Raw genomic sequence first — 18469 nt, forward strand, 5'->3', positions numbered from 1 at the left:
AGTTACACCTTGCCATCCATCGAAAACTGTTTTTTGAAGGTACGGAGTATACCTCTTCGACGGGAAATGGAAAATATAATTCTTACGTATGCGTCTTTACCGACAGGAGTACGGCCAATACCGTAAGTCCTAAAAACAATCCGGCCAATAGCTGAAATGTATCGACAAAGGCAAGAATACCGGCTTGCATCTGCAGCGCCTGATAGATTTGCAGAAGTACACCGTGTGTCAGTGCTCCGGCAGAGAGCAATGACGGCACATGCGCCTGCTGCATAACACCGGCATATTGGTTCAGTCCCAGTACATACCCTACATGGTCGGGTGTCAGCTGCGATACTAAATAGGCTTGTTCTATCTGCTGATGATGCGTCAAATAACTGGTCATCAGGGAAATTCCAAAACTACCGCCCAAATTTTTCATGAGCGAAATAAGAGCCGAGGCATGATTGCTTTCTGCCGCAGGAATACGGGAAAAGGCTACGGCCAAGAGGGAGACAAACAGGAAGGGCGTCCCTAAAATTTGCAGTATCCGCATGCCGGCAAAATAAAAGGAATCACTATACAGTGTAATCCCCCGGGATACCCACATGCCCACCGCACTGATGAACATACCGAACACGATCAGATACCCGGGCTTCACCTTCTTTAATAGTTTGCCGGTTAGCGGAAGAAGCACCAGCATGACCAATCCGCCGGGAACCAAAATCATCCCTGCCGTAGTCGCATCGTATCCGTAATACTTCTGAACCAGCTGAGGCAGCAGCATCACGCTGACATTGACCAGCATTCCCGTGAAAAACATCATCACACACGCAATCGTAAACCGGGGAATCGCAAACAGCCGCAGATTGACAATGGGGTGTTCCTGCCGCAGCAGCCACAAGATGGTCAGGGTCATACTGATAAAGGAAATACTGAAAAGTGCCGTGATCCCGGCATCGGCAAACCAGTCATGTTGTTCCGCCGTATCCAGCGCGACTTGCAGTGCGCCTATGCCGACGGCCAAAAAAGAAAAGCCCATATAATCAAGGGACAGCTTGACCGGCGTGTCGCCCTCCGACGGGACCAGTTTTTTTACTAATACCGCCGCCAAAATGCCTACGGGGACATTGATAAAGAAAATCCACCGCCAGCTCAGCGCATCCGTAATGCAGCCGCCTAAAGCCGGACCGATCACGGGCGCACACACATTGACGAGACCGACAACAGCAAAGGCGCTGCCAAGTTTTTCCACGGGAAAACTATCCTTGATAATCGCCTGCTGACTCGGCTGCAAGCCGCCGCCGGCGATTCCCTGCAGGGACCGGAAAAACAATAATGCCGGGAGCGAAGTCGCTATGCCGCATAAAAAAGAAGCTATCGTAAACCCGACAATGCATCCGATAAAATATCGCTTGCGTCCAAACCGTTCGGAACACCACCCGGAGACCGGCAAAATAATGGCATTCGTCACCAAATACGACGTCAGTATCCACGTGCTTTCCTCCATACTGGCACTCAGATCGCCGGCAATATGTGTCAGCGCCACATTGGTAATCGTCGTATCGAGGATTTCCATGAATGCCGCTAGGCTGACGGCAAAAGAAACAGCAAAGGGCTTCGCCGTCATAGGAAACCATCCTTTATATAAACCGTAGGAACCACGGACATGCCCGGTCCCAATAACAGGGCAGCCGACGGGGGAAGCGAATCCAATTTAATTTTGACGGGAATACGCTGTGTGATTTTGACAAAATTACCTGTCGCGTTTTCGGCGGGAAACAGGGAAAAATAAGATCCCGTTCCTGCTTGAAAACTATCGACCACGCCTGTCAGCTTCCATGCCGGGTAGGCATCCACGATTATCTGCACCCGGCAGCCGGGATGTATATGTTTGATCTGGTTTTCCTTAAAATTCGCCGTCACCCACAGGTCTTGGCTGACCAGTGTACATAGCGGTGTGCCGGCCTCTACATAGGATCCCGCTTCTACACTGCGTTTGGTGATCCTGCCATCTGCCGGCGCCACTATTTTGGTATGCTGTAAATCACGCTGTGCCTGGGTAACGGCCGCCTGGGCTTGTGCTACGTTTGCCTGCAGCTGTTCCACCGTACTTTGCGACGCCGCAATCGCCTCCGGAGCCGCTTGGGCAGCCGCCAGTTCCGCCTCATATTGGGCTGCGGCAGCCCGGGTCTGGCTCTCGGCGGCAACAGCTTGATCCAATTCCTTCTGCGCACAAGCACCGCTTTGAGCTAATACGGTCATCCGCTGCTTATCCAAAAGTGCTTTTTTCCAAGCGGCCTGGGCTCCCTTCAGCTGTTCCTCCGCTGCCGTCACTTTGGCCGGAGCCGTGACCGCTGTTTCCTGATGTTGATGCTTAGCCGCATCAAATGCCGCCTGAGCAGCCGCCAGTGCGGTCTGAGCGGTCGTCAATTTTGTCTCGTAATCTGCCGGATCTACCTCCATCACGATCTCACCGGCATGGACCTGCTGATTATCCTGCACATAAATATGCTTGATATACCCTTGTACCTTAGGGCTTAATACGACGGTATTTCCATCTATAGCCGCATCATCCGTAGAAACCGTTTGCCCGCTATAATATGCGTATCCCCCTAATACTCCTGCGATCAACAGAACCGCGGCAATAATACAGCGCATAGTTTTCTTGTTGATCTGTATGTTGTTCATCGGTATCCAAACTCCTCTCGTATGCATTTTAATAATCATGAACAATCGTTCAATATTGATTCAAAAAAACGAACTACCCCAAAACTCGATACGAATCCTTGAGCAGGGAATCGACACCTGAAAAATATTGCTGCGTAAAAAGCCGCATCATATCCTCGGCCCATTGTTCATTCTTATAATGTCTGGCGATTTCCAACAGACTTTCTACAAAATTGTTCGCCAGCATATGATAAAATAAACTATCTATTTCCAATTCATCCTTCAGCTTGTATTTCAATTGTGCCTGTATGTGTTCTGCCGTCAGCCGGATAAACTCCTCCTTTGTATTTTCATACACCGTCCCCTGGCTCTTATCGCTCAAAATAATAATTTCCCGGCGGTTATTCTTGAGCATATGCAAAAGAAATGGCAGTTCCACCTGCACATGGAAATTTTGCTTGTGCTCATACGGCATATTCGGCGATTCGGCTGCCGTCAACATATGCTTGATCGCCGCATACACGGGCCGGACGATCGCATCAAACAAATCGGCTTTATTCTTATAATAACTATAAATAAGGCCGACCGGGATTCCGGCATTGCCGGCAATATTCCGCAAGGTCGCCGTCTGATAATCATGATGATAAAATTCTTCGATGGTCATCTGATATATTTTATTTTTGATTTCTTCCTTCAACACCTGCGCCATCTGTTTGCTTCCTTTCCCTGTAAAAAAATTAATACTGAACTCGAGTTCAATTATAATACAAAAAAATAGATATGGCAAGTCTCCTGAAAAAAACAGAGTCCCCTTCCAACGGGAAAACTATGGTACAATACAGGATAGGAACTTGCGCAGAGAGCGCCGGAAACAGGAGGGAGAATTACCATGAATTTTCAGTTGCTGCCTGTATGTGCAGAGGATATGCCCGTTTATAAAAAAGATATGCAGGAGGCCTTTCAGCAAGGCGCCGCCAACGAGTTTGCCCATATATCCGTTGAAATACTGCCGGAGGACGATATAAATAACTCCCTTGCCGCAAAAGGAGCTGTCGCTTACAAAGCCGTCGCAGACGGAATAATGGCAGGCGGTGCTATCGTCGTGATCGACGAAGAAACGCAGCATAATCATCTTGATTTTTTGTATGTCAAATACGGGATCCAGAGTACCGGTATAGGCAGTGCGATCTGGAAGGAACTGGAAAAACGCTATCCCCATACGATCGTATGGGAAACCTGTACCCCGTATTTTGAAAAAAGGAACTTGCATTTTTATATCAATCATTGCGGGTTTCATGCCGTAGAATTTTTTAACCCCTATCACAAGGACCCCACGATGCCCGACACGATGATCGGCGGCGATTATTTCTTTCGCTTTGAAAAAGTAATGAAATAGGCAGGTCCACTGCAACCAGCATAAGAACAAAAACACGCCGAAACACGGCAGCCGATGAAGGCCGCCGTGTTTCGGCGTGTTTGGCAGGCGCAGTAGAAAGGGCAGCTGTGCCGCAACCCTTTACTATCCTATCGCCTTTCGTACTGCGGATAAACGACTAACGCACTCAAGGTGCAATTTTAGTTACAAATGCTTGCTGTCCGCCTTTAAAGGTCAGGATGACCGCTGATTTAACGGGATCATGGAATTCGTTAAAGGTGATTTTACCGCTTACTACATCAAAATCTTTTATCTTGCCTAAGGCTTCTCTTACTTTATCTTTATCAATGCTGTTGGCATCTTTGATTGCTTTCGCAACGATCATGACGCTGTCATAGGCCAGCGCTGCCGGTGCATCGGCTTTTTGATTGTACGCTTTTTGGTAATTAGCAACAAAGGTTTTTACCTTTTCCGACGTGTCATCGGCTGAATAATGATTGGCAAAGTAGCAGTTTTCCAAATTAGCCGCACCTGCTATTTCCGCTAATTTAGAGCTGTCCCAGCCATCCCCGCCGACGATCGGCTGTGTAATTCCCATTTCACGAGCCTGTTTGATGATCATCCCGACTTCCTGATAATAGCCCGGTACGAAGATGACATCCGGATTAGACGCTTTGATTTTCGTCAAAGCCGCTTTGAAATCCGTATCCTTTTGCAAATAGGCTTCTGACGCTACCACGTTGCCGCCCGATTTCTGGAATTCTTCTACGAAGAACTTCTGCAGCCCCTTCGAATAGTCGCTGGAATTGTCTACATATACAGCGGCGGTTTTAGCATGCAGCTGGTTGGTGACAAAGGTCGCCATGACTTTCCCCTGGAAGGTATCGATAAAGGCAGCGCGGAAGACATACGGACGAACCTGTTTCGTAGCCGGATCCACCGTGATATCCGGGTTCGTGCCGAACGGCGTCAGCAGTGGTATTTTTTCCTTATCTGCCGTACTGACACACGCCAGAACTCCGCTGGAAGTATCCGGTCCGATGATCAGATCGACCTTGTCATCCAGCAATTTCTGCATGGCGTTGGCCGCTTCCGTTGCTTCACTGCGGTTATCCGCAAAATCGACTTCTACCTTCTTGCCCAAAAGACCGCCGTTGTCATTGATTTCCTTGACAGCCATTTCAATGCCGTTTTTGGCAGATGCCCCGTACGATGCGCTGTTGCCGGTAAGTTCAAGATTCGCTCCCAGCTTGATCGTATCTGCTTTTTTCCCTTCTGAACCGCCGCATCCGGTCAGTATGGCCGCCATGGATAGTATGGTTATTGCGGTCAATACACACTTGCTCAATTTAAATTTTTTCATGCTCGTTCCTCCCCCGTATAGGTCCTCTGCATATGCCTTTGAAGGCTCATCCCAGAGAAAAAATATAATAATGTAGTATTACATGAATACCCTTGCCATGAAAAAACATAAAAATCACCAATCACACCCGCAATCCCTTGGAAAACGCAAGGAACAGGCTGCTATCATCCGCCTAGATAGGCTTTTTTTACATCTTCGCTTTCCGATAAGGCCCGCGCTTCTCCCTGCAGCGATATCTTTCCGGTTTCCAGCACATAGGCATAGTCGGAAATAGATAATGCCATGCGGGCATTTTGTTCCACCAGCAGGACTGTAGTGCCGATTTCATGGATCTCTTTGATAATCGTAAAGATTTCCTTTACCAGCAGAGGTGCCAGCCCCATGGAGGGTTCATCGAGCAGAAGAAGCTTAGGTTTGCTCATCAGCGCCCTGCCCATCGCCAGCATCTGCTGTTCCCCGCCTGACAGCGTCCCGGCCATTTGAAACATGCGTTCCTTCAAGCGGGGAAAATGTTCATATACCGTTTTGAGCGTTGCCGCCACTTCTTTTTTATCTTTGCGGGTAAACGCTCCCATTTCCAAATTTTCGCTGACTGTCATATTCGCAAAGATCCGCCGTCCTTCGGGACAATGGGAAATCCCGCTGCAGACAATATATTCTGCACTTTTTTTTTGGAGCGGTTTGTCAAAAAACGTAATTCCTCCCGTTTTAGACCGAAGGAGTCCGGAAATCGTGCGCAGCGTCGTCGTTTTGCCGGCACCGTTTGCCCCGATAAGGCTGACGATTTGTCCCTCTTCCACAGACAGCGTAATTCCTTTAAGCGCATGAATAGCGCCATAGTATACATTAATATCCTCCAACTGCAACATCGGCATGCGACTACACCTCCTCTCCCAAATACGCTTTAATGACCTCTGTATTGGACTTGATTTCATCCGGAGTCCCATGGGCCAGCATTTTGCCGAATTCCAGCACATAAATGCGTTCACAAATACCCATGACCAGAGACATATCATGCTCGATCAAAAGGATCGTCAAGTCAAACGTTTTTCGGATCCAGCTGATCATATCCATCAATTCCTTGGTTTCCTGCGGATTCATCCCGGCCGCCGGTTCATCCAGCAGCAGCAATTTAGGCTGCACCGCCAATGCCCGGGCGATTTCCAGGCGCCGTTGCTGGCCATACGGTAGGTTGGAAGCCAATTCCTCCTTTTTATCGGTCAAATTGAAGATAGACAGCAGTTCTATGGCCTTTTTTTCTACCAATTCTTCCTCTGATCCATACCGGCCGATGCGCAGAATCGCTTCGGGCAGCGTGTACTTGATATGGTAATGATAGGCAATTTTTACATTGTCGAGTACCGTCAACTTATCAAATAGCCGGATATTCTGAAATGTCCGGGCGATTCCCAGCTTGGTAATTTTATACGGTTTCAAGCCGACAAGACTTTTGCCGTCAAACTCAATGGTTCCCGTCGTGGGAGTATACACGCCGGTCAGCAGATTGAACGCCGTCGTTTTTCCGGCTCCGTTCGGTCCGATCAATCCGACCAGCTCTCCCGAATGTAAATAGATATTAAAATCCTGAACAGCCTTTATGCCGCCGAACGATTTCGACAAATTACTTGTTTTCAGCAACGGTTCCATCATTCTTACCCCCCTTTTTAAACCTGCCCAGAATAACGTTGACCAACTCTTTATCCCCGCATATGCCATTCGGGCGATACAGCATGAGTATAATCAGGAGCAGGGCATAGACGATCATGCGATATTCCGGATAGCTCTGCATGACCGCTGCAATAAACGTCAAAATAACAGCCCCGATGATAGAACCGGACAAACTCCCCAAGCCTCCCAGCACGACCATGGTCATGATATCGAAGGACCGCATAAAGGTAAAGCTGGACGGATGAGCGATGCCGAAATAATGAGAAAATAAACCGCCGGCCAAACCGGCAAAGATAGAGGCAACGGTAAAAGCAAATACCTTGAACTCCGTCGTATTGATTCCCATAGCCGAAGCAGCAATATCATTTTCTCGGACCGATAAACAGGCCCGCCCCTGATTGGAGTTAATGATATTCTTCAGCACGAAAAGCGTCACGATCATGCAGAAAAACAACCAGGTAAAGGTCGTTTCCGTCGGGATCCCCGACATCCCCGACGCACCGCCGATCTGCGGAATGTTGAGAATCGTGATCCGGATGATTTCTCCCATCCCCAGCGTGGCAATCGCCAGATAATCCCCCTGCAAATGGAGTGTCGGTACGCCGATGCAAAATCCCAGCACGCCGGCCGCCGCCGCTCCGGCAAGGATACTGCAGATAAAAGGCAAATGAAAAAACATCGTGCACACAGCGGACACATAGGCACCCACCGCCATAAATCCGGCATGCCCCAGAGAAAACTGGCCCGTTATGCCGTTGATCAGATTGAGACTGGAGGCCAGAATAATATTCAGGCAGATAACGGCAATATTCAGCCGCCAAAACGAACTCAATATCCGTTCAGAAATCAAGAATTGGAATACGGCAAAAACAACAAAAGAAATAAGGAGAAATATCGCATCTTGCTTACGTAGTCTTTTTATCATCATCATCGCCTACACTTTCTCATGTTCATTTTTGCCCAAGAGGCCTGTCGGCTTAATAAGTAAAATGATAATTAAAATAGCAAATGCCGCAGCATCGCGGAAGGTAGAAGAAATAAAGCCGCTGATCAGCGCCTCGACGATGCCCAGAATCAGACCGCCGGCCATCGCTCCGGGAATAATGCCGATCCCGCCGAGCACCGCCGCGATGAAGGCCTTCATGCCCGGCATGATACCCATGAGCGGTTCGATGGAATTATAATAAATACCGACCAGCACACCGGCGGCACCGGCTAAACTGGAGCCCACAAAAAACGTAAAGGAAATCGTCTTATCTACATTGATGCCCATCAGCTGTGCCGCATCGGGATCATAGGAAACCGCCCGCATCGCTTTTCCCATTTTTGTATGATTGACAACATACGTTAACAAGATCATCAAAATAATGGATACTACTAAAATAACCAGCTGCTGAAAAGATACGATCAATCCGCCGACCGTGTAAATCGTCTCCGGCAAAAGCGGCGGAAACGTCCGCGGCTGCGGAGTCAGCACCAGCATGGTCGTATATTCCAAAAATAAACTGACCCCGATGGCAGTCGTTAAAATGGCTATCTTCGGACTGTGCCGCAGCGGCTTATACGCCAATCGCTCTACGGCCATCCCCAAAACACCTGTAACCACCATCGCCAGCAATATGGAGGGAAAAAACGGCAGCCTGACAGCTGTCGCAGCAAAAAATCCAACATAGGCCCCCACCATATACACATCACCATGAGCAAAATTGATCAATTTCATGATCCCGTAAACCATCGTATACCCCAAGGCAATCAACGCATATATACTCCCCAGTGATATTCCGTTGATAAGCTGTTGTATAAATTGCAAAAACAACGTATCGCCCAACATAATCGCCCCTCTCCGAATCCCCTCAATCTCTATCGGTATATGCAATACGCCATACCGTATGCTTCTTCCATACAAAGGTGCCTTCTTCTTTCCTATGTGAGAAATCCATATGGCCGGACACTCTGTTTTTTACATTTTTCCAATACGATTGTACAATCACACAAACCGCCCCCGACGGCTGCCACACGTCGCTGCTTTTCTGCTTACATCAGCTGTGTACTGATCGTATAACTTTCATCGATTCGGCGGACAAAAATCCGTCCGTCTCCGGCCTTCCCTTTGGGTAGGGTTTTGGCTGTATGAATAATCGTCGTGACAACCTCCGTTTTATCCTCATCCTGCACGACGAGGTACACCATTTCCTTCGGCAGTTCATCATAACAAACTCCGTCTATGACAACCCCCTTTTGCTTTCCGCGGCCCATCACATGCCAGTGAGTCAAGCCGTTAAAGCCTTTTTCCGCCAGCTGCTGTTTCACTAAATCAAATTTCTCTCTCCTGATAATTGCCTTGATTTCAACCATCCTGATTCCCCCTCGGCATTCATTTTTTCCATAAAAAAACGACGCAAATCATGGTATCATGACCCCGTCGTCGTAAAAATTTGTTATTCAATTTTACTAAGTGTAACATTCTTATCGATAATAGACAATTGTTCATTTGCACAAAAAAAAATACAAAAACTATACATCGGCACAATCCCCTGCTCCCTTTGTACGGCGGCTTTAAAAAGTACGGCGGCATCCCGCCGAAACCACGTAAACACCGGTGAGAAACAGAAAAAAATAAGGGCGGCAAAACATTATTAAAAAAAACAATCCTTGTTTTTGCGTACGATTATCACATTATTTTGCAGAACCTGTAGCATCAATTCTACGTATCCAGTTATTAAGGGCTGATAGAGTTAAGTCATACTCTTTTGCAATTTCAGAACGAGGTTTTACACTGTTGTATAATTTAACCATTGGGACCTTGAATTCATTCATAAATTCTCTTTTTTCTCGTCTAGGTGTCATGTAAATCTTTCTTCCTATTCCTTTGTTTATATTTTTACATGACCTTATAAAATTTGTCTAGTTTAGTATAGCCGATCCAATTTTCGAACATACTTTTTTGAAATTTAAAGGAAAAGTCTTATTAAGTGTACTCACTTTCTGGGAATCCTTTTGAAATCTTTTCTTTTATAGAGTTGACATATTACTAGATTGCTTATAATCCGTTTTACACCATCAGCCCCGATTAACACCGTTTTCCAATCAGCACCATAAAGCCGGAGTTACGCCCCGTGTGGCGTAACTCCGGCTTTATGGTGCTTCTATAGGAGTGCGTTAAAATATCTATTGTTCATCCATTATTCATAGATTTCATGGAAAATACGAACAGCTGCCGCATACGTAAGCAGTACCGGATTTTCCGGCAGACATCGATCTTGCAGCGCATTTTGCGCCATAAGAGATATTTCTTCTTCATATTTTTGCTGCGGTATGGGTTCCGGTGGTGCGGATATGTATCCCGGCATTTCCATATTGTCCATCAGTGCCAGCAATACGGCACGCAGTGCCGCTATCGCTCCGTCATGTGACAGGGATCGCGGAGCAATGCCGACTTTATATGCCAAGTCGGCATATTTCGCTTTGACTTCAGATAAGCAGCTGTTATACGTGATGCTGGCAGGCAGGAACATCGCACAGGCTAGTCCGTGGGGGACATGGAATATGCCGCCCAGCGTATGCGCCATGCTATGTGCCATGCCCAGACCGCTCAGATTAAAGGCCATGCCGGCCATATTGGATGCGGATAGCATTGTTTTGCGAGCTGCTATATTTTCCCCGTCATGGTAACAGACCGGCAGGGACCGCAGTGCTAATTCAAAGCTTTTACAGGCTACTCCATCGGTAAAGTTCGAGGCCGATACAGAGACATAGGCTTCGATGGCATGGGTAATGACGTCAAACCCCGTGTTGGCTGTAACCGACGGCGGTACCGACAGGACCAGATGCGGATCTAAGATCGCCAGGTCCGGATACAGGGTGTCGTCTATGACCGGCAGTTTTCGCCGGGTCTGCGTATCTGTCAGCACCGCAAAGGCCGTCATTTCCGACCCAGTGCCGCTCGTCGTCGGGATCGCGATGAAAAACGGTTTCTGTGTTACGACCTTGCCAAATACAGAAAAATAAATAATGCCTTTGGCCGTATCGATAGCCGCTCCGCCGCCGAAACCGATGAGGATCGTAGGCTGCATGCCCGCCGCCATGGTGACGCCGCTGGCAATGACCTCCAAGGTCGGGTCCGGCACCGTGTCGGCAAAGAGGGACACAGTGTTGCTGGGATCCAGTTCTTCCGTTACGCGTGCAATGGTACCATTATCACGCAGAAATCGATCGCAAATAATAAGTATCCGTTCTTTCCGATATGTCCGCAGCATTGTTAGCGAATGAATGCCTGTAACGACTTTTGTAACAATTTGACATTCGGCCATAGGGTTTCCTCCTTATCAACGGATATTGAACATGTCCTTCAAAACGCATTCCCGGCGGCGGCAGAAGGATTTAGGACTGGTCAGTCCTTCTCCTGTCGGTCCGGCGATGGTAAAGGTAGGATATCCTTCCCCGCCGATGCCGAGTCCGGCAAAAGATGGGCCGTTCTTTACAAAAATAGTCGTTTGCAGCAGTTTTGCCATTTTGCTCAATTTCGCAATATTAGTAGAATGCATCATCGCACTGTGGCGATTGCCATGTTCGCTTTCATAGGCCCATTCGATGGCCTGGTCAACGTTATCGCAGCGGACCAGCGGCAAAATAGGCATCATCATTTCTGTCTGTACAAAGGGATGTTCCTTATTTACCTCCATAATGATCAGATGAATAGAACCCTCTACTTGAATTCCGATTTTATCCAAGATATATTGCGCGGATTTACCGACAAATTCGACCTTGGGGCCGCCCTTTTCATTCGAAACGACGCTCCACAGTTTTTCTATGGTTTCCCGATCCTTGATTTCATAGGATCCGGCACCCTTCATATTGATCAGAAGGTAGTCAAAAATAGAATCGACGGCAAAAACTTCTTTTTCGGCAATACACGGTACGTTATTGTCAAACGAACTGCCTGCCACAATATCTTTCGCCGCTTGTTCGATATTGGCGGTTTCATCTACTACGACCGGTGGATTTCCCGGACCGGCGCCTATCGCCTTTTTGCCGGAAGATAACACGGTCTTGACAATTCCCGGGCCGCCCGTCGCCACGAGCATGCGGACCTTGGGGCTGGCCATCATTTCATTGGTTGCTTCGATAGAAGGATTTTGCACCATCGTGATCATATTGGCCGGTGCGCCTGATTTTTCCAGCGCCCGGTTCAGCGTCTGCACCAAGAAAGCCGAGGTTTTGCGAGCCCGCGGATGCGGACTGAATACAACCGTATTGCCGCCGGCGATCATGCAGATGGAGTTGTTGATAATCGTTTCCGTGGGATTCGTTGTCGGGGTAATCGAGCCGATAACGCCGAACGGACAATATTCAAATAACGTAATCCCATGGCCGCCGGTCCGTGCATCGGTCGACAGATCTTCAATACCCGGCGTATATTTGGCCGCCGCCGTATTTTTAATGATCTTGTCTTCATACCGTCCGATCGCGGTTTCTTCTACGGCCATACGGGACATCATTTCCATATTCCGCTTATCCAAACAGGTATGACGGATGACCTCTACCCATTTCTGGCGTGTTGCCGGTGTCTGGAACAGCAGTACTTCCTGTGCCTTTGTCGAGGCATCAATGCATTCACTCATCGTCGGAAATACGCCATATAGGGTAGCCGCTGCCGTCGGTGCCGGACAGCTGGTTCCCGCTCCCTTTTCTTTCAATTCTTTTATAACCTGCGATACTAATGTCCGCATAACTTCAGGATCAATATTGGTACTCATCATTCACCCTCCCATGTATTCTTTTATCCGTTCATGGCAATACCCAACGGAGTAACAAACAAGCAGTCGTTCGGTTTCCATACGGGAATGTGCAATTGCTTTTCAAATACGTCTTCAAATTGTGTAAAGCAGCAAGCGCCGCCGACAACGTAGATATCGGAAACGGGACGTCCGGAAATAAAGCGCCCGACAATAGATGCCATTTTTTCAGCTACCGGCTTGATCACAGGAAACACATCCGCCTCTTGAGCCGGATCCAATTTCATTTGCTCTGCCGCATCAAAATCGATGCCGTGATATCCGGCTAATACCAGGGACATATGGGTTCCTCCGGTAGCTTCATCTGCCGTGAAGATAACCTCCCCGTCATGCAGTATGCTGATTCCTGTCGTACCGCCGCCTACATCGACGACCGCGCCGTCCCGTATTCCCAGTACCGTAGCGGCAGCCGTAGGTTCATCAATGATATTCGTCACTTCAAAATCGGCTCCGGCCACACAGTTGGCAATACAGCGTACATTGCCTTCTATGATTCCCGGCGGTATAGCCGTAGCAGCCTTCGTCAATTCCACGCCGAGCTTCTGTTCCAGTACGTCTTTCATAGTCCGGACAGCATGCACGGCCCCTACATAATCAACGACGATTCCGTCCTTGACCACCTTAGAAGGCGTGGTCATTCCGGCTACCGGCTGGTTATGGCTATCCACAACGGCCAGCACGATATTGGCGGTTCCCAGATCGACGCCGGTCTTCAGAGGACCTGTAAACGGCTTCGTCTGTCCGCTTCGTACCAATTCGGCAAATTCTGCCAGCAATTTATTTTCTATCATCATACGCGCCTCTCACTTAGTAACTCTCCGGGCAAATCATGACATAGTCTTTATTTTTTAATGAACAGGCATTGGCTTCATCCACATCGACGTGTATTTCCAGGGCCGAAGCTTCCGATACGCGGATAACCACATCGCCTAACACCCCCTGCCGTTCGCCGAAGGTTTCGACCGATACGATTTGATTATCATGGAGTCCCCGTTCCGCTGCCTGTGCCGGTGTCATGTGGATATGCCGCTTGGCTATAATGACTCCCTGCGGCAGTTCTACAGAACCGCGCGGACCGATGAGCGTAATGCCCGGTGTCCCCTCCAGATGGCCCGAAAGGGTGATCGGAGCCGCGATACCCAAGCGAAAACTATCGGTCTTACTGATTTCCACTTGACTTTGCCGGCGGATAGGCCCTAAGATCCGTACATTCTTGAATTCGCCTTTCGGTCCTTTCAAGGTCACCGTTTCTTTCGCCGCAAATTGTCCCGGCTGGCCCAGCTTGCTCTTTTGGGTCAATGCGTAATCGGTACCGTATAATATATCCAGATTCTCACGACTCACATGCACATGGTGATTGGATACACCTACTTTGATTTTTCCTTTGTCATATTGAATAACCTTATCTTGTATGCGTGCCGTAATAAGGTCAAATAAATCTTGCTCCTCCATTATTGCAAATGCCCCTTCCTATACGGCAGTTCATGAGATATACGCAAACTGCCTTTTTTTCCTACTCCGTTTCTGTCGTCCCCGGAGCGTCTTGTACCAAATGGGGCAGGATCTTTTCCACATCCGCATGCGGACGAGGAATAACGTGGACGGATACGACCTGTCCCACGACTTTCGCCGAAGCAGCCCCGGCATCGACAGCCGCCTTGACAGCTCCCACATCACCGCGGACCATGACCGTTACCAGTCCCGAACCGATTTTTTCATACCCTATCAAATATACATTGGCGGCTTTTACCATCGCATCGGCCGCTTCAATAGAACCGACCAGGCCTTTTGTTTCTACCATTCCCAATGCTTCATTTGCCATTTTTTATTCCTCCTTATGGTATATATCATGCAGCAGGCGAAATACTATCGCACAGTCTAATTCACGTAATCAATAATGCCGACGATAGCTAAATCCACTGGTTTTTCATGATTTGCATCTCGTGTACGAACAGCGGACCCGCTGGCTACCAGTACGAGTTCACCGACTCCGGCACCCACGTAATCAACGGCAACCTCTTCATTGCCGTATGCGGCTCCTGTACTCGATTCAAATTGGACAATCATGAGCTTAGATCCCACTAAAGCCTCTTCCTTTTTAGTTGAAACGACGGATCCTGTTACTTTTGCAATTTTCATGATCGAATCCCTTCTTTACTATTCATCCTGCGTCTTTTTCGAAGTTTTTCGGCGTTTAGCCGTTGTCTTGCTTTTCCGTGTTCTTTTTACGGGTGTTGCCGATACTGCCTTTGTGTCTTGGGGAGAAGCGCTGGATCCTTTTGTTTCCGGCTTCTCTGGTTCTGTTGCCTCTGCCGTTTTCAAATCTGCCGCAGCCACTGCGTCAGACACGGTTTCCGCTGCTGCCTCACGGGCGGTCGGATCGGAGTGTGGTTCTTCCGGCTGCGGTGAGCTCGCAGGAGAATCCGCGACGGCTGCCGGCAACATCTGGCTGTTGTAAAACATCGGCCGTTCACGCCGTCTGGACGAATCCAGGAACATTGTTTCCGTACTGGCAATGGGCCGGGCAATAACATCGGCAGAAATAAACGCACCGCAGGCAATTGCCGCTGCACTGCCGGCTTCCACCGCCGCTCTGACAGCGCCTACGTCACCGCTTACTTTTACCGTCATCATCCCGCTGCCGCGGGCACTTTCCAGTTCGACCAGTGTCACATTGGCCGCTTTGACCATAACATCCGCTGCCGCGATCGCCCCGCTTAAACCTCGTACTTCAACCAGTCCTAAAGATTGTTCCACTCGTACTCACCTGCCTCTTTACCTAGTTACAAATTGAATGTCTTTCTCTGCTGCTCGTTCTTGTGCCAAAGCAGTAATGATCGTTCCCTCCGGAATCGATACCTTGCTCCCCGCTGCGTATCCGGCTGCATCGGCAGCTGTAATGATCTGCCGCCCCGAAACACAGGCTGCGGGAACTCGCAGTGTATCGTGATTTTCCCCCGGCAGTGCCTGAAAACGGGCATCCGGCACCTCTTCCCGGGGATCCCAGGAACCGATCCATACGTCATACGTCAATAAAATGCGATAGTAGGATAGGATTCGTTCTCTGTACGGTTCCGGTTCGTTTCCCGTAAACGGTTCCAGTCCCGACAATACGATGCGCACCTCTGCGCCCGCCGACAGGCACCGTTGAAACCATCGCGTTTCAAAGGTATCACAGATGCCCAGAGCCGCCTTGACAATGCCGCTCCGCGAAGCTACCGGATAGACGGTCAGTGAATCAGCTGCAGATAGATTCACTGACGCCGTCCGGCCTATCAGCTTACAACAAGTACAGGAAGCCGTGATACGCTGTGCCAAAGGAGAACCCAGCCAGTGGTCGGGGACAACAGCGCAGATTTCATAGTCCCCTGTAAGAGAACGCAAGAAGGTATCATACCGAACATCAAAGGAATCCTCAAAGATGATATACAATCGGCGCGCCGAATGTTGTTGTTCTTGCAAGACCTGCCGCACAATACGCATGACCATTTCTTTGAACTCATTTCCGTTGATATCCAAAACATCACCTCATCGACGACCTAGTCCAAATGCGGCAGGATTTTTTCTACATCCGTATGCGGACGCGGAATAACGTGGACAGAAACAACTTCACCGACGATTTTTGCCGATGCCGCACCTGCATCAACAGCTGCCTTAACAGCACCTACATCGCCGCGGACCATAACGGTTACCAATCCGGAACCGATTTTTTCATACCCTATCAAGGTTACATTAGCAGCTTTTACCATTGCATCGGCTGCTTCAATGGAGCCTACAAGGCCTTTCGTTTCAACCATACCTAATGCTTCATTTGTCATGATAATTCCTCCAGTTTATAATTTTCCATCCTAGTTGTACTTAAATGTACGGTGTCGTCGTAGACTTAGGTTCACCGCCGAGTGTCCCCAACAGTTTTTTGCCTACCACGATCGCTGCCTTGACAGCCTGCCGTACCGCACCGGAATCACCGCTGAAACACAAGATAACTTCGTTGGAATAGCTTGTGCCGCCATTGCACGGAGACGAATAGCCGACAACTTCGACATTCGCCGCTTTGACAGCTGTATCCGCCAATACGACACCGATAGCTGCCGGTCCGGCACAGGTCATGCCAAACGCTTTGCCAAATTTAGCACCCAATGCTTTTTCCAAGCAATAACTGGCACGCGCGGAGTATTGGAATTCCAAATGTCCGGCTTCATTGCCGTATACATCGCCAAAATACTTGGGCAATACGGAAAGTGCCGTTTCTACTGCACGGCGGGCATCGGATACATCTTCCGCCCCGATGATGATCAAGGAGCCGTGACCGGCACCGCCTTTTGTATCACGCGGCAATTCAACAGAAATAATTTCTGTATTCGTTGCTTTAACGGCATCATCTACTGCCATGATCTGCGGTCCGGCACCGGTACGTCCGCCGATAATTCCGATCGAACGGAATTTTCCCAACTTCATCGAATCTTTGAGCATCGGATCTACACTGGCAATAACCAACCCGATCGTATCCCCTACCGATGTTCCTACAAACTCTGTTGTTCCTGTCGCATGATTGATCCCGGAAGCATCCCCTTTACTGCCATGTTGTTCGCCGGTAGTATTGAGTTCTGCCTTTACCTGGTTCATCACTTTTTCTAATAATTCCTGATCCATGAATGTCCCTCCTTTAGGATTCATCGCCTATTCTACAAGGCACTCCTGCTTGTTCCACAAGGGAACGGTACTTTTCTAACGCTTCATTGTCTAACGATTTCGCACTCAAACGATTCATCTTGTACTCACGGCCGAGCATCTTATATTTGTTCTCACCTAACGAATGATACGGCAGCAGATTGACGCATTGTACATTAGGCAATGCAGCGGCAAAACGGGCAATATCTCCGATTTCTTTTTCGGTATTATTTACATGCGGGATTACCGGCACCCGTATCGTAATCGGTGAAAAAGCGGCAACAGCCCTGATATTATCTAAGATCAACCGATTGGAAACACCCGTAAATATGCGGTGTTTTTCTTCATCCATATGCTTGATATCGACCATGATATGATCGATATACGGAACGGCCCGCAATATATTTTCTCTTTCGGCACAGCATTCCGTTTCGATAGCCGTGTTCCATCCCTGTGCTTTACATGCCTTAAGCAATTCGACAGCAAAATCGATCTGCATCAGCGGATCGCCGCCGGACAAGGTAACTCCGCCGCCGGAACGCCGGAACATGGAACGTTCTTTTTTCAGTTCGTTGATCAAATTCTCCACGGTTATGCGGCTGCCTTTCATGACGAGTGCCTGTGACGGGCAAACCGCCGCGCAATCGCCGCTGCCGATACATATATCATCTGAAAAATGTCGTACGCCGTCCTCCGTAAAGGTAACGGCATGCTGCTTGCAGGCGCTTTCACAGCGTCTGCAATGCAGACATTCCGCTTCATTATACATGACAACCGGTCTGCGCCGCTGTGACTCAGGATTGCTGCACCACCAGCAGGAAAGGGGGCAGCCCTTCAAGAACACGATCGTTCGGATCCCCGGACCATCATTCAGTGAGAATCGCTGGATATCAAAGATATCTCCCTCTGTCTGGTACTGAATTTCCATCATATCCTCCCTTTCTCACG

The 18469-nt window shown here is 48.7% G+C and carries 22 protein-coding genes; 1 reads left to right on the forward strand and 21 read right to left on the reverse strand.

The genetic code is table 11. The features are described 5' to 3' along the window. Positions 1-82: 82 nt before the first annotated feature. The 3 genes from BLR11_RS03480 to BLR11_RS03490 form a co-directional block, all read right to left on the reverse strand. Entirely contained in the window at positions 83-1609 is a 1527-nt protein-coding gene (locus BLR11_RS03480) for a DHA2 family efflux MFS transporter permease subunit (protein WP_091648226.1), read from the reverse strand. Then, the gene (locus BLR11_RS03485; protein WP_218118711.1) at positions 1606-2670 is read right to left on the reverse strand and encodes an HlyD family secretion protein; all 1065 of its coding nucleotides are present in this window, start codon (positions 2668-2670) and stop codon (positions 1606-1608) included. The genes BLR11_RS03480 and BLR11_RS03485 overlap by 4 nt, the downstream gene beginning before the upstream one ends. 73 nt (positions 2671-2743) lie before the next feature. After that, positions 2744-3358: a TetR/AcrR family transcriptional regulator gene (locus tag BLR11_RS03490; protein WP_091648228.1), complete on the reverse strand. Its 615-nt coding sequence runs from the start codon at positions 3356-3358 to the stop codon at positions 2744-2746. A gap of 180 nt (positions 3359-3538) precedes the next feature. Between BLR11_RS03490 and BLR11_RS03495 the strand changes: the two genes are divergently transcribed. Then, a complete protein-coding gene (locus tag BLR11_RS03495; RefSeq protein WP_091648229.1) occupies positions 3539-4045 on the forward strand; it encodes a GNAT family N-acetyltransferase in 507 nt (168 codons plus the stop codon). Between the two features lie 166 nt (positions 4046-4211). On the opposite strand, the gene BLR11_RS03500 is transcribed toward BLR11_RS03495, so the two are convergent. The 18 genes from BLR11_RS03500 to BLR11_RS03585 form a co-directional block, all read right to left on the reverse strand. Further along, complete coding sequence (locus tag BLR11_RS03500; RefSeq protein WP_091648230.1) at positions 4212-5387, reverse strand: ABC transporter substrate-binding protein; 1176 nt, start codon at positions 5385-5387, stop codon at positions 4212-4214. Between the two features lie 164 nt (positions 5388-5551). After that, positions 5552-6256 carry an ABC transporter ATP-binding protein gene (locus BLR11_RS03505; RefSeq protein WP_176762861.1) on the reverse strand — a complete coding sequence of 235 codons (705 nt, stop codon included), beginning with the start codon at positions 6254-6256 and terminating at the stop codon, positions 5552-5554. Positions 6257-6266: 10 nt separating this feature from the next. Then, positions 6267-7037, reverse strand: a complete 771-nt coding sequence (locus tag BLR11_RS03510; RefSeq protein WP_425433748.1) for an ABC transporter ATP-binding protein — start codon at positions 7035-7037, stop codon at positions 6267-6269. Continuing rightward, positions 7009-7986 (reverse strand): branched-chain amino acid ABC transporter permease, encoded by a 978-nt coding sequence (locus BLR11_RS03515; protein WP_245675070.1) that lies wholly within the window; start codon positions 7984-7986, stop codon positions 7009-7011. The genes BLR11_RS03510 and BLR11_RS03515 overlap by 29 nt, the downstream gene beginning before the upstream one ends. A gap of 3 nt (positions 7987-7989) precedes the next feature. Next, complete coding sequence (locus BLR11_RS03520) at positions 7990-8961, reverse strand: branched-chain amino acid ABC transporter permease (RefSeq protein WP_245675071.1); 972 nt, start codon at positions 8959-8961, stop codon at positions 7990-7992. Positions 8962-9089: 128 nt separating this feature from the next. After that, complete coding sequence (locus tag BLR11_RS03525) at positions 9090-9410, reverse strand: P-II family nitrogen regulator (RefSeq protein WP_091648237.1); 321 nt, start codon at positions 9408-9410, stop codon at positions 9090-9092. Between the two features lie 321 nt (positions 9411-9731). After that, positions 9732-9902: a transposase gene (locus BLR11_RS03530; RefSeq protein ID WP_091648239.1), complete on the reverse strand. Its 171-nt coding sequence runs from the start codon at positions 9900-9902 to the stop codon at positions 9732-9734. A 335-nt stretch (positions 9903-10237) separates the two neighbouring features. Beyond that, a complete protein-coding gene (locus BLR11_RS03535; RefSeq protein ID WP_091648241.1) occupies positions 10238-11365 on the reverse strand; it encodes a 1-propanol dehydrogenase PduQ in 1128 nt (375 codons plus the stop codon). Positions 11366-11380: 15 nt separating this feature from the next. Beyond that, entirely contained in the window at positions 11381-12814 is a 1434-nt protein-coding gene (locus BLR11_RS03540; RefSeq protein WP_281240840.1) for an aldehyde dehydrogenase family protein, read from the reverse strand. A 20-nt stretch (positions 12815-12834) separates the two neighbouring features. After that, positions 12835-13644 (reverse strand): ethanolamine utilization protein EutJ, encoded by an 810-nt coding sequence (gene eutJ / locus BLR11_RS03545; protein ID WP_091648245.1) that lies wholly within the window; start codon positions 13642-13644, stop codon positions 12835-12837. Positions 13645-13657: 13 nt separating this feature from the next. Further along, positions 13658-14302 (reverse strand): phosphate propanoyltransferase, encoded by a 645-nt coding sequence (locus tag BLR11_RS03550; protein WP_091648247.1) that lies wholly within the window; start codon positions 14300-14302, stop codon positions 13658-13660. 61 nt (positions 14303-14363) lie between these two features. Beyond that, positions 14364-14672 (reverse strand): propanediol utilization microcompartment protein PduA, encoded by a 309-nt coding sequence (gene pduA, locus BLR11_RS03555; RefSeq protein WP_091648250.1) that lies wholly within the window; start codon positions 14670-14672, stop codon positions 14364-14366. Between the two features lie 56 nt (positions 14673-14728). After that, the gene (locus BLR11_RS03560) at positions 14729-14989 is read right to left on the reverse strand and encodes a EutN/CcmL family microcompartment protein (protein ID WP_091648251.1); all 261 of its coding nucleotides are present in this window, start codon (positions 14987-14989) and stop codon (positions 14729-14731) included. A gap of 18 nt (positions 14990-15007) precedes the next feature. Beyond that, positions 15008-15607, reverse strand: a complete 600-nt coding sequence (locus tag BLR11_RS14720; RefSeq protein WP_091648253.1) for a BMC domain-containing protein — start codon at positions 15605-15607, stop codon at positions 15008-15010. An 18-nt stretch (positions 15608-15625) separates the two neighbouring features. Next, the gene (locus BLR11_RS03570; protein WP_091648255.1) at positions 15626-16369 is read right to left on the reverse strand and encodes a hypothetical protein; all 744 of its coding nucleotides are present in this window, start codon (positions 16367-16369) and stop codon (positions 15626-15628) included. A 20-nt stretch (positions 16370-16389) separates the two neighbouring features. Then, on the reverse strand, positions 16390-16668 hold the full coding sequence (gene pduA, locus BLR11_RS03575; protein WP_048513691.1) for a propanediol utilization microcompartment protein PduA: 279 nt from the start codon (positions 16666-16668) through the stop codon (positions 16390-16392). A gap of 40 nt (positions 16669-16708) precedes the next feature. Further along, positions 16709-17503, reverse strand: a complete 795-nt coding sequence (gene pduB, locus BLR11_RS03580) for a propanediol utilization microcompartment protein PduB (protein WP_091648256.1) — start codon at positions 17501-17503, stop codon at positions 16709-16711. 13 nt (positions 17504-17516) lie between these two features. Further along, positions 17517-18452, reverse strand: a complete 936-nt coding sequence (locus BLR11_RS03585; protein WP_091648258.1) for a glycyl-radical enzyme activating protein — start codon at positions 18450-18452, stop codon at positions 17517-17519. Positions 18453-18469 lie beyond the last annotated feature (17 nt).

Origin of the sequence: Megasphaera paucivorans (genome assembly GCF_900103535.1) — a bacterium.
Lineage (GTDB): Bacteria > Bacillota > Negativicutes > Veillonellales > Megasphaeraceae > Megasphaera_A > Megasphaera_A paucivorans.

Coding starts and splice junctions, on each gene's coding strand:
- eutJ (WP_091648245.1), bottom strand. CDS start 13,644: ATGATGATAGAAAATAAATTGCTGGCAGAATTTGCCGAATTGGTACGA.
- BLR11_RS03560 (WP_091648251.1), bottom strand. CDS start 14,989: ATGAAAATTGCAAAAGTAACAGGATCCGTCGTTTCAACTAAAAAGGAA.
- BLR11_RS03500 (WP_091648230.1), bottom strand. CDS start 5,387: ATGAAAAAATTTAAATTGAGCAAGTGTGTATTGACCGCAATAACCATA.
- BLR11_RS03525 (WP_091648237.1), bottom strand. CDS start 9,410: ATGGTTGAAATCAAGGCAATTATCAGGAGAGAGAAATTTGATTTAGTG.
- BLR11_RS03490 (WP_091648228.1), bottom strand. CDS start 3,358: ATGGCGCAGGTGTTGAAGGAAGAAATCAAAAATAAAATATATCAGATG.
- BLR11_RS03505 (WP_176762861.1), bottom strand. CDS start 6,256: ATGTTGCAGTTGGAGGATATTAATGTATACTATGGCGCTATTCATGCG.
- BLR11_RS03540 (WP_281240840.1), bottom strand. CDS start 12,814: ATGATGAGTACCAATATTGATCCTGAAGTTATGCGGACATTAGTATCG.
- BLR11_RS03585 (WP_091648258.1), bottom strand. CDS start 18,452: ATGATGGAAATTCAGTACCAGACAGAGGGAGATATCTTTGATATCCAG.
- pduB (WP_091648256.1), bottom strand. CDS start 17,503: ATGGATCAGGAATTATTAGAAAAAGTGATGAACCAGGTAAAGGCAGAA.
- BLR11_RS03530 (WP_091648239.1), bottom strand. CDS start 9,902: ATGACACCTAGACGAGAAAAAAGAGAATTTATGAATGAATTCAAGGTC.
- BLR11_RS03515 (WP_245675070.1), bottom strand. CDS start 7,986: ATGATGATGATAAAAAGACTACGTAAGCAAGATGCGATATTTCTCCTT.
- BLR11_RS03485 (WP_218118711.1), bottom strand. CDS start 2,670: ATGAACAACATACAGATCAACAAGAAAACTATGCGCTGTATTATTGCC.
- BLR11_RS03535 (WP_091648241.1), bottom strand. CDS start 11,365: ATGGCCGAATGTCAAATTGTTACAAAAGTCGTTACAGGCATTCATTCG.
- BLR11_RS03510 (WP_425433748.1), bottom strand. CDS start 7,037: ATGATGGAACCGTTGCTGAAAACAAGTAATTTGTCGAAATCGTTCGGC.
- BLR11_RS03495 (WP_091648229.1), top strand. CDS start 3,539: ATGAATTTTCAGTTGCTGCCTGTATGTGCAGAGGATATGCCCGTTTAT.
- pduA (WP_048513691.1), bottom strand. CDS start 16,668: ATGACAAATGAAGCATTAGGTATGGTTGAAACGAAAGGCCTTGTAGGC.
- BLR11_RS03550 (WP_091648247.1), bottom strand. CDS start 14,302: ATGGAGGAGCAAGATTTATTTGACCTTATTACGGCACGCATACAAGAT.
- pduA (WP_091648250.1), bottom strand. CDS start 14,672: ATGGCAAATGAAGCATTGGGAATGGTAGAAACAAAAGGCCTGGTCGGT.
- BLR11_RS03480 (WP_091648226.1), bottom strand. CDS start 1,609: ATGACGGCGAAGCCCTTTGCTGTTTCTTTTGCCGTCAGCCTAGCGGCA.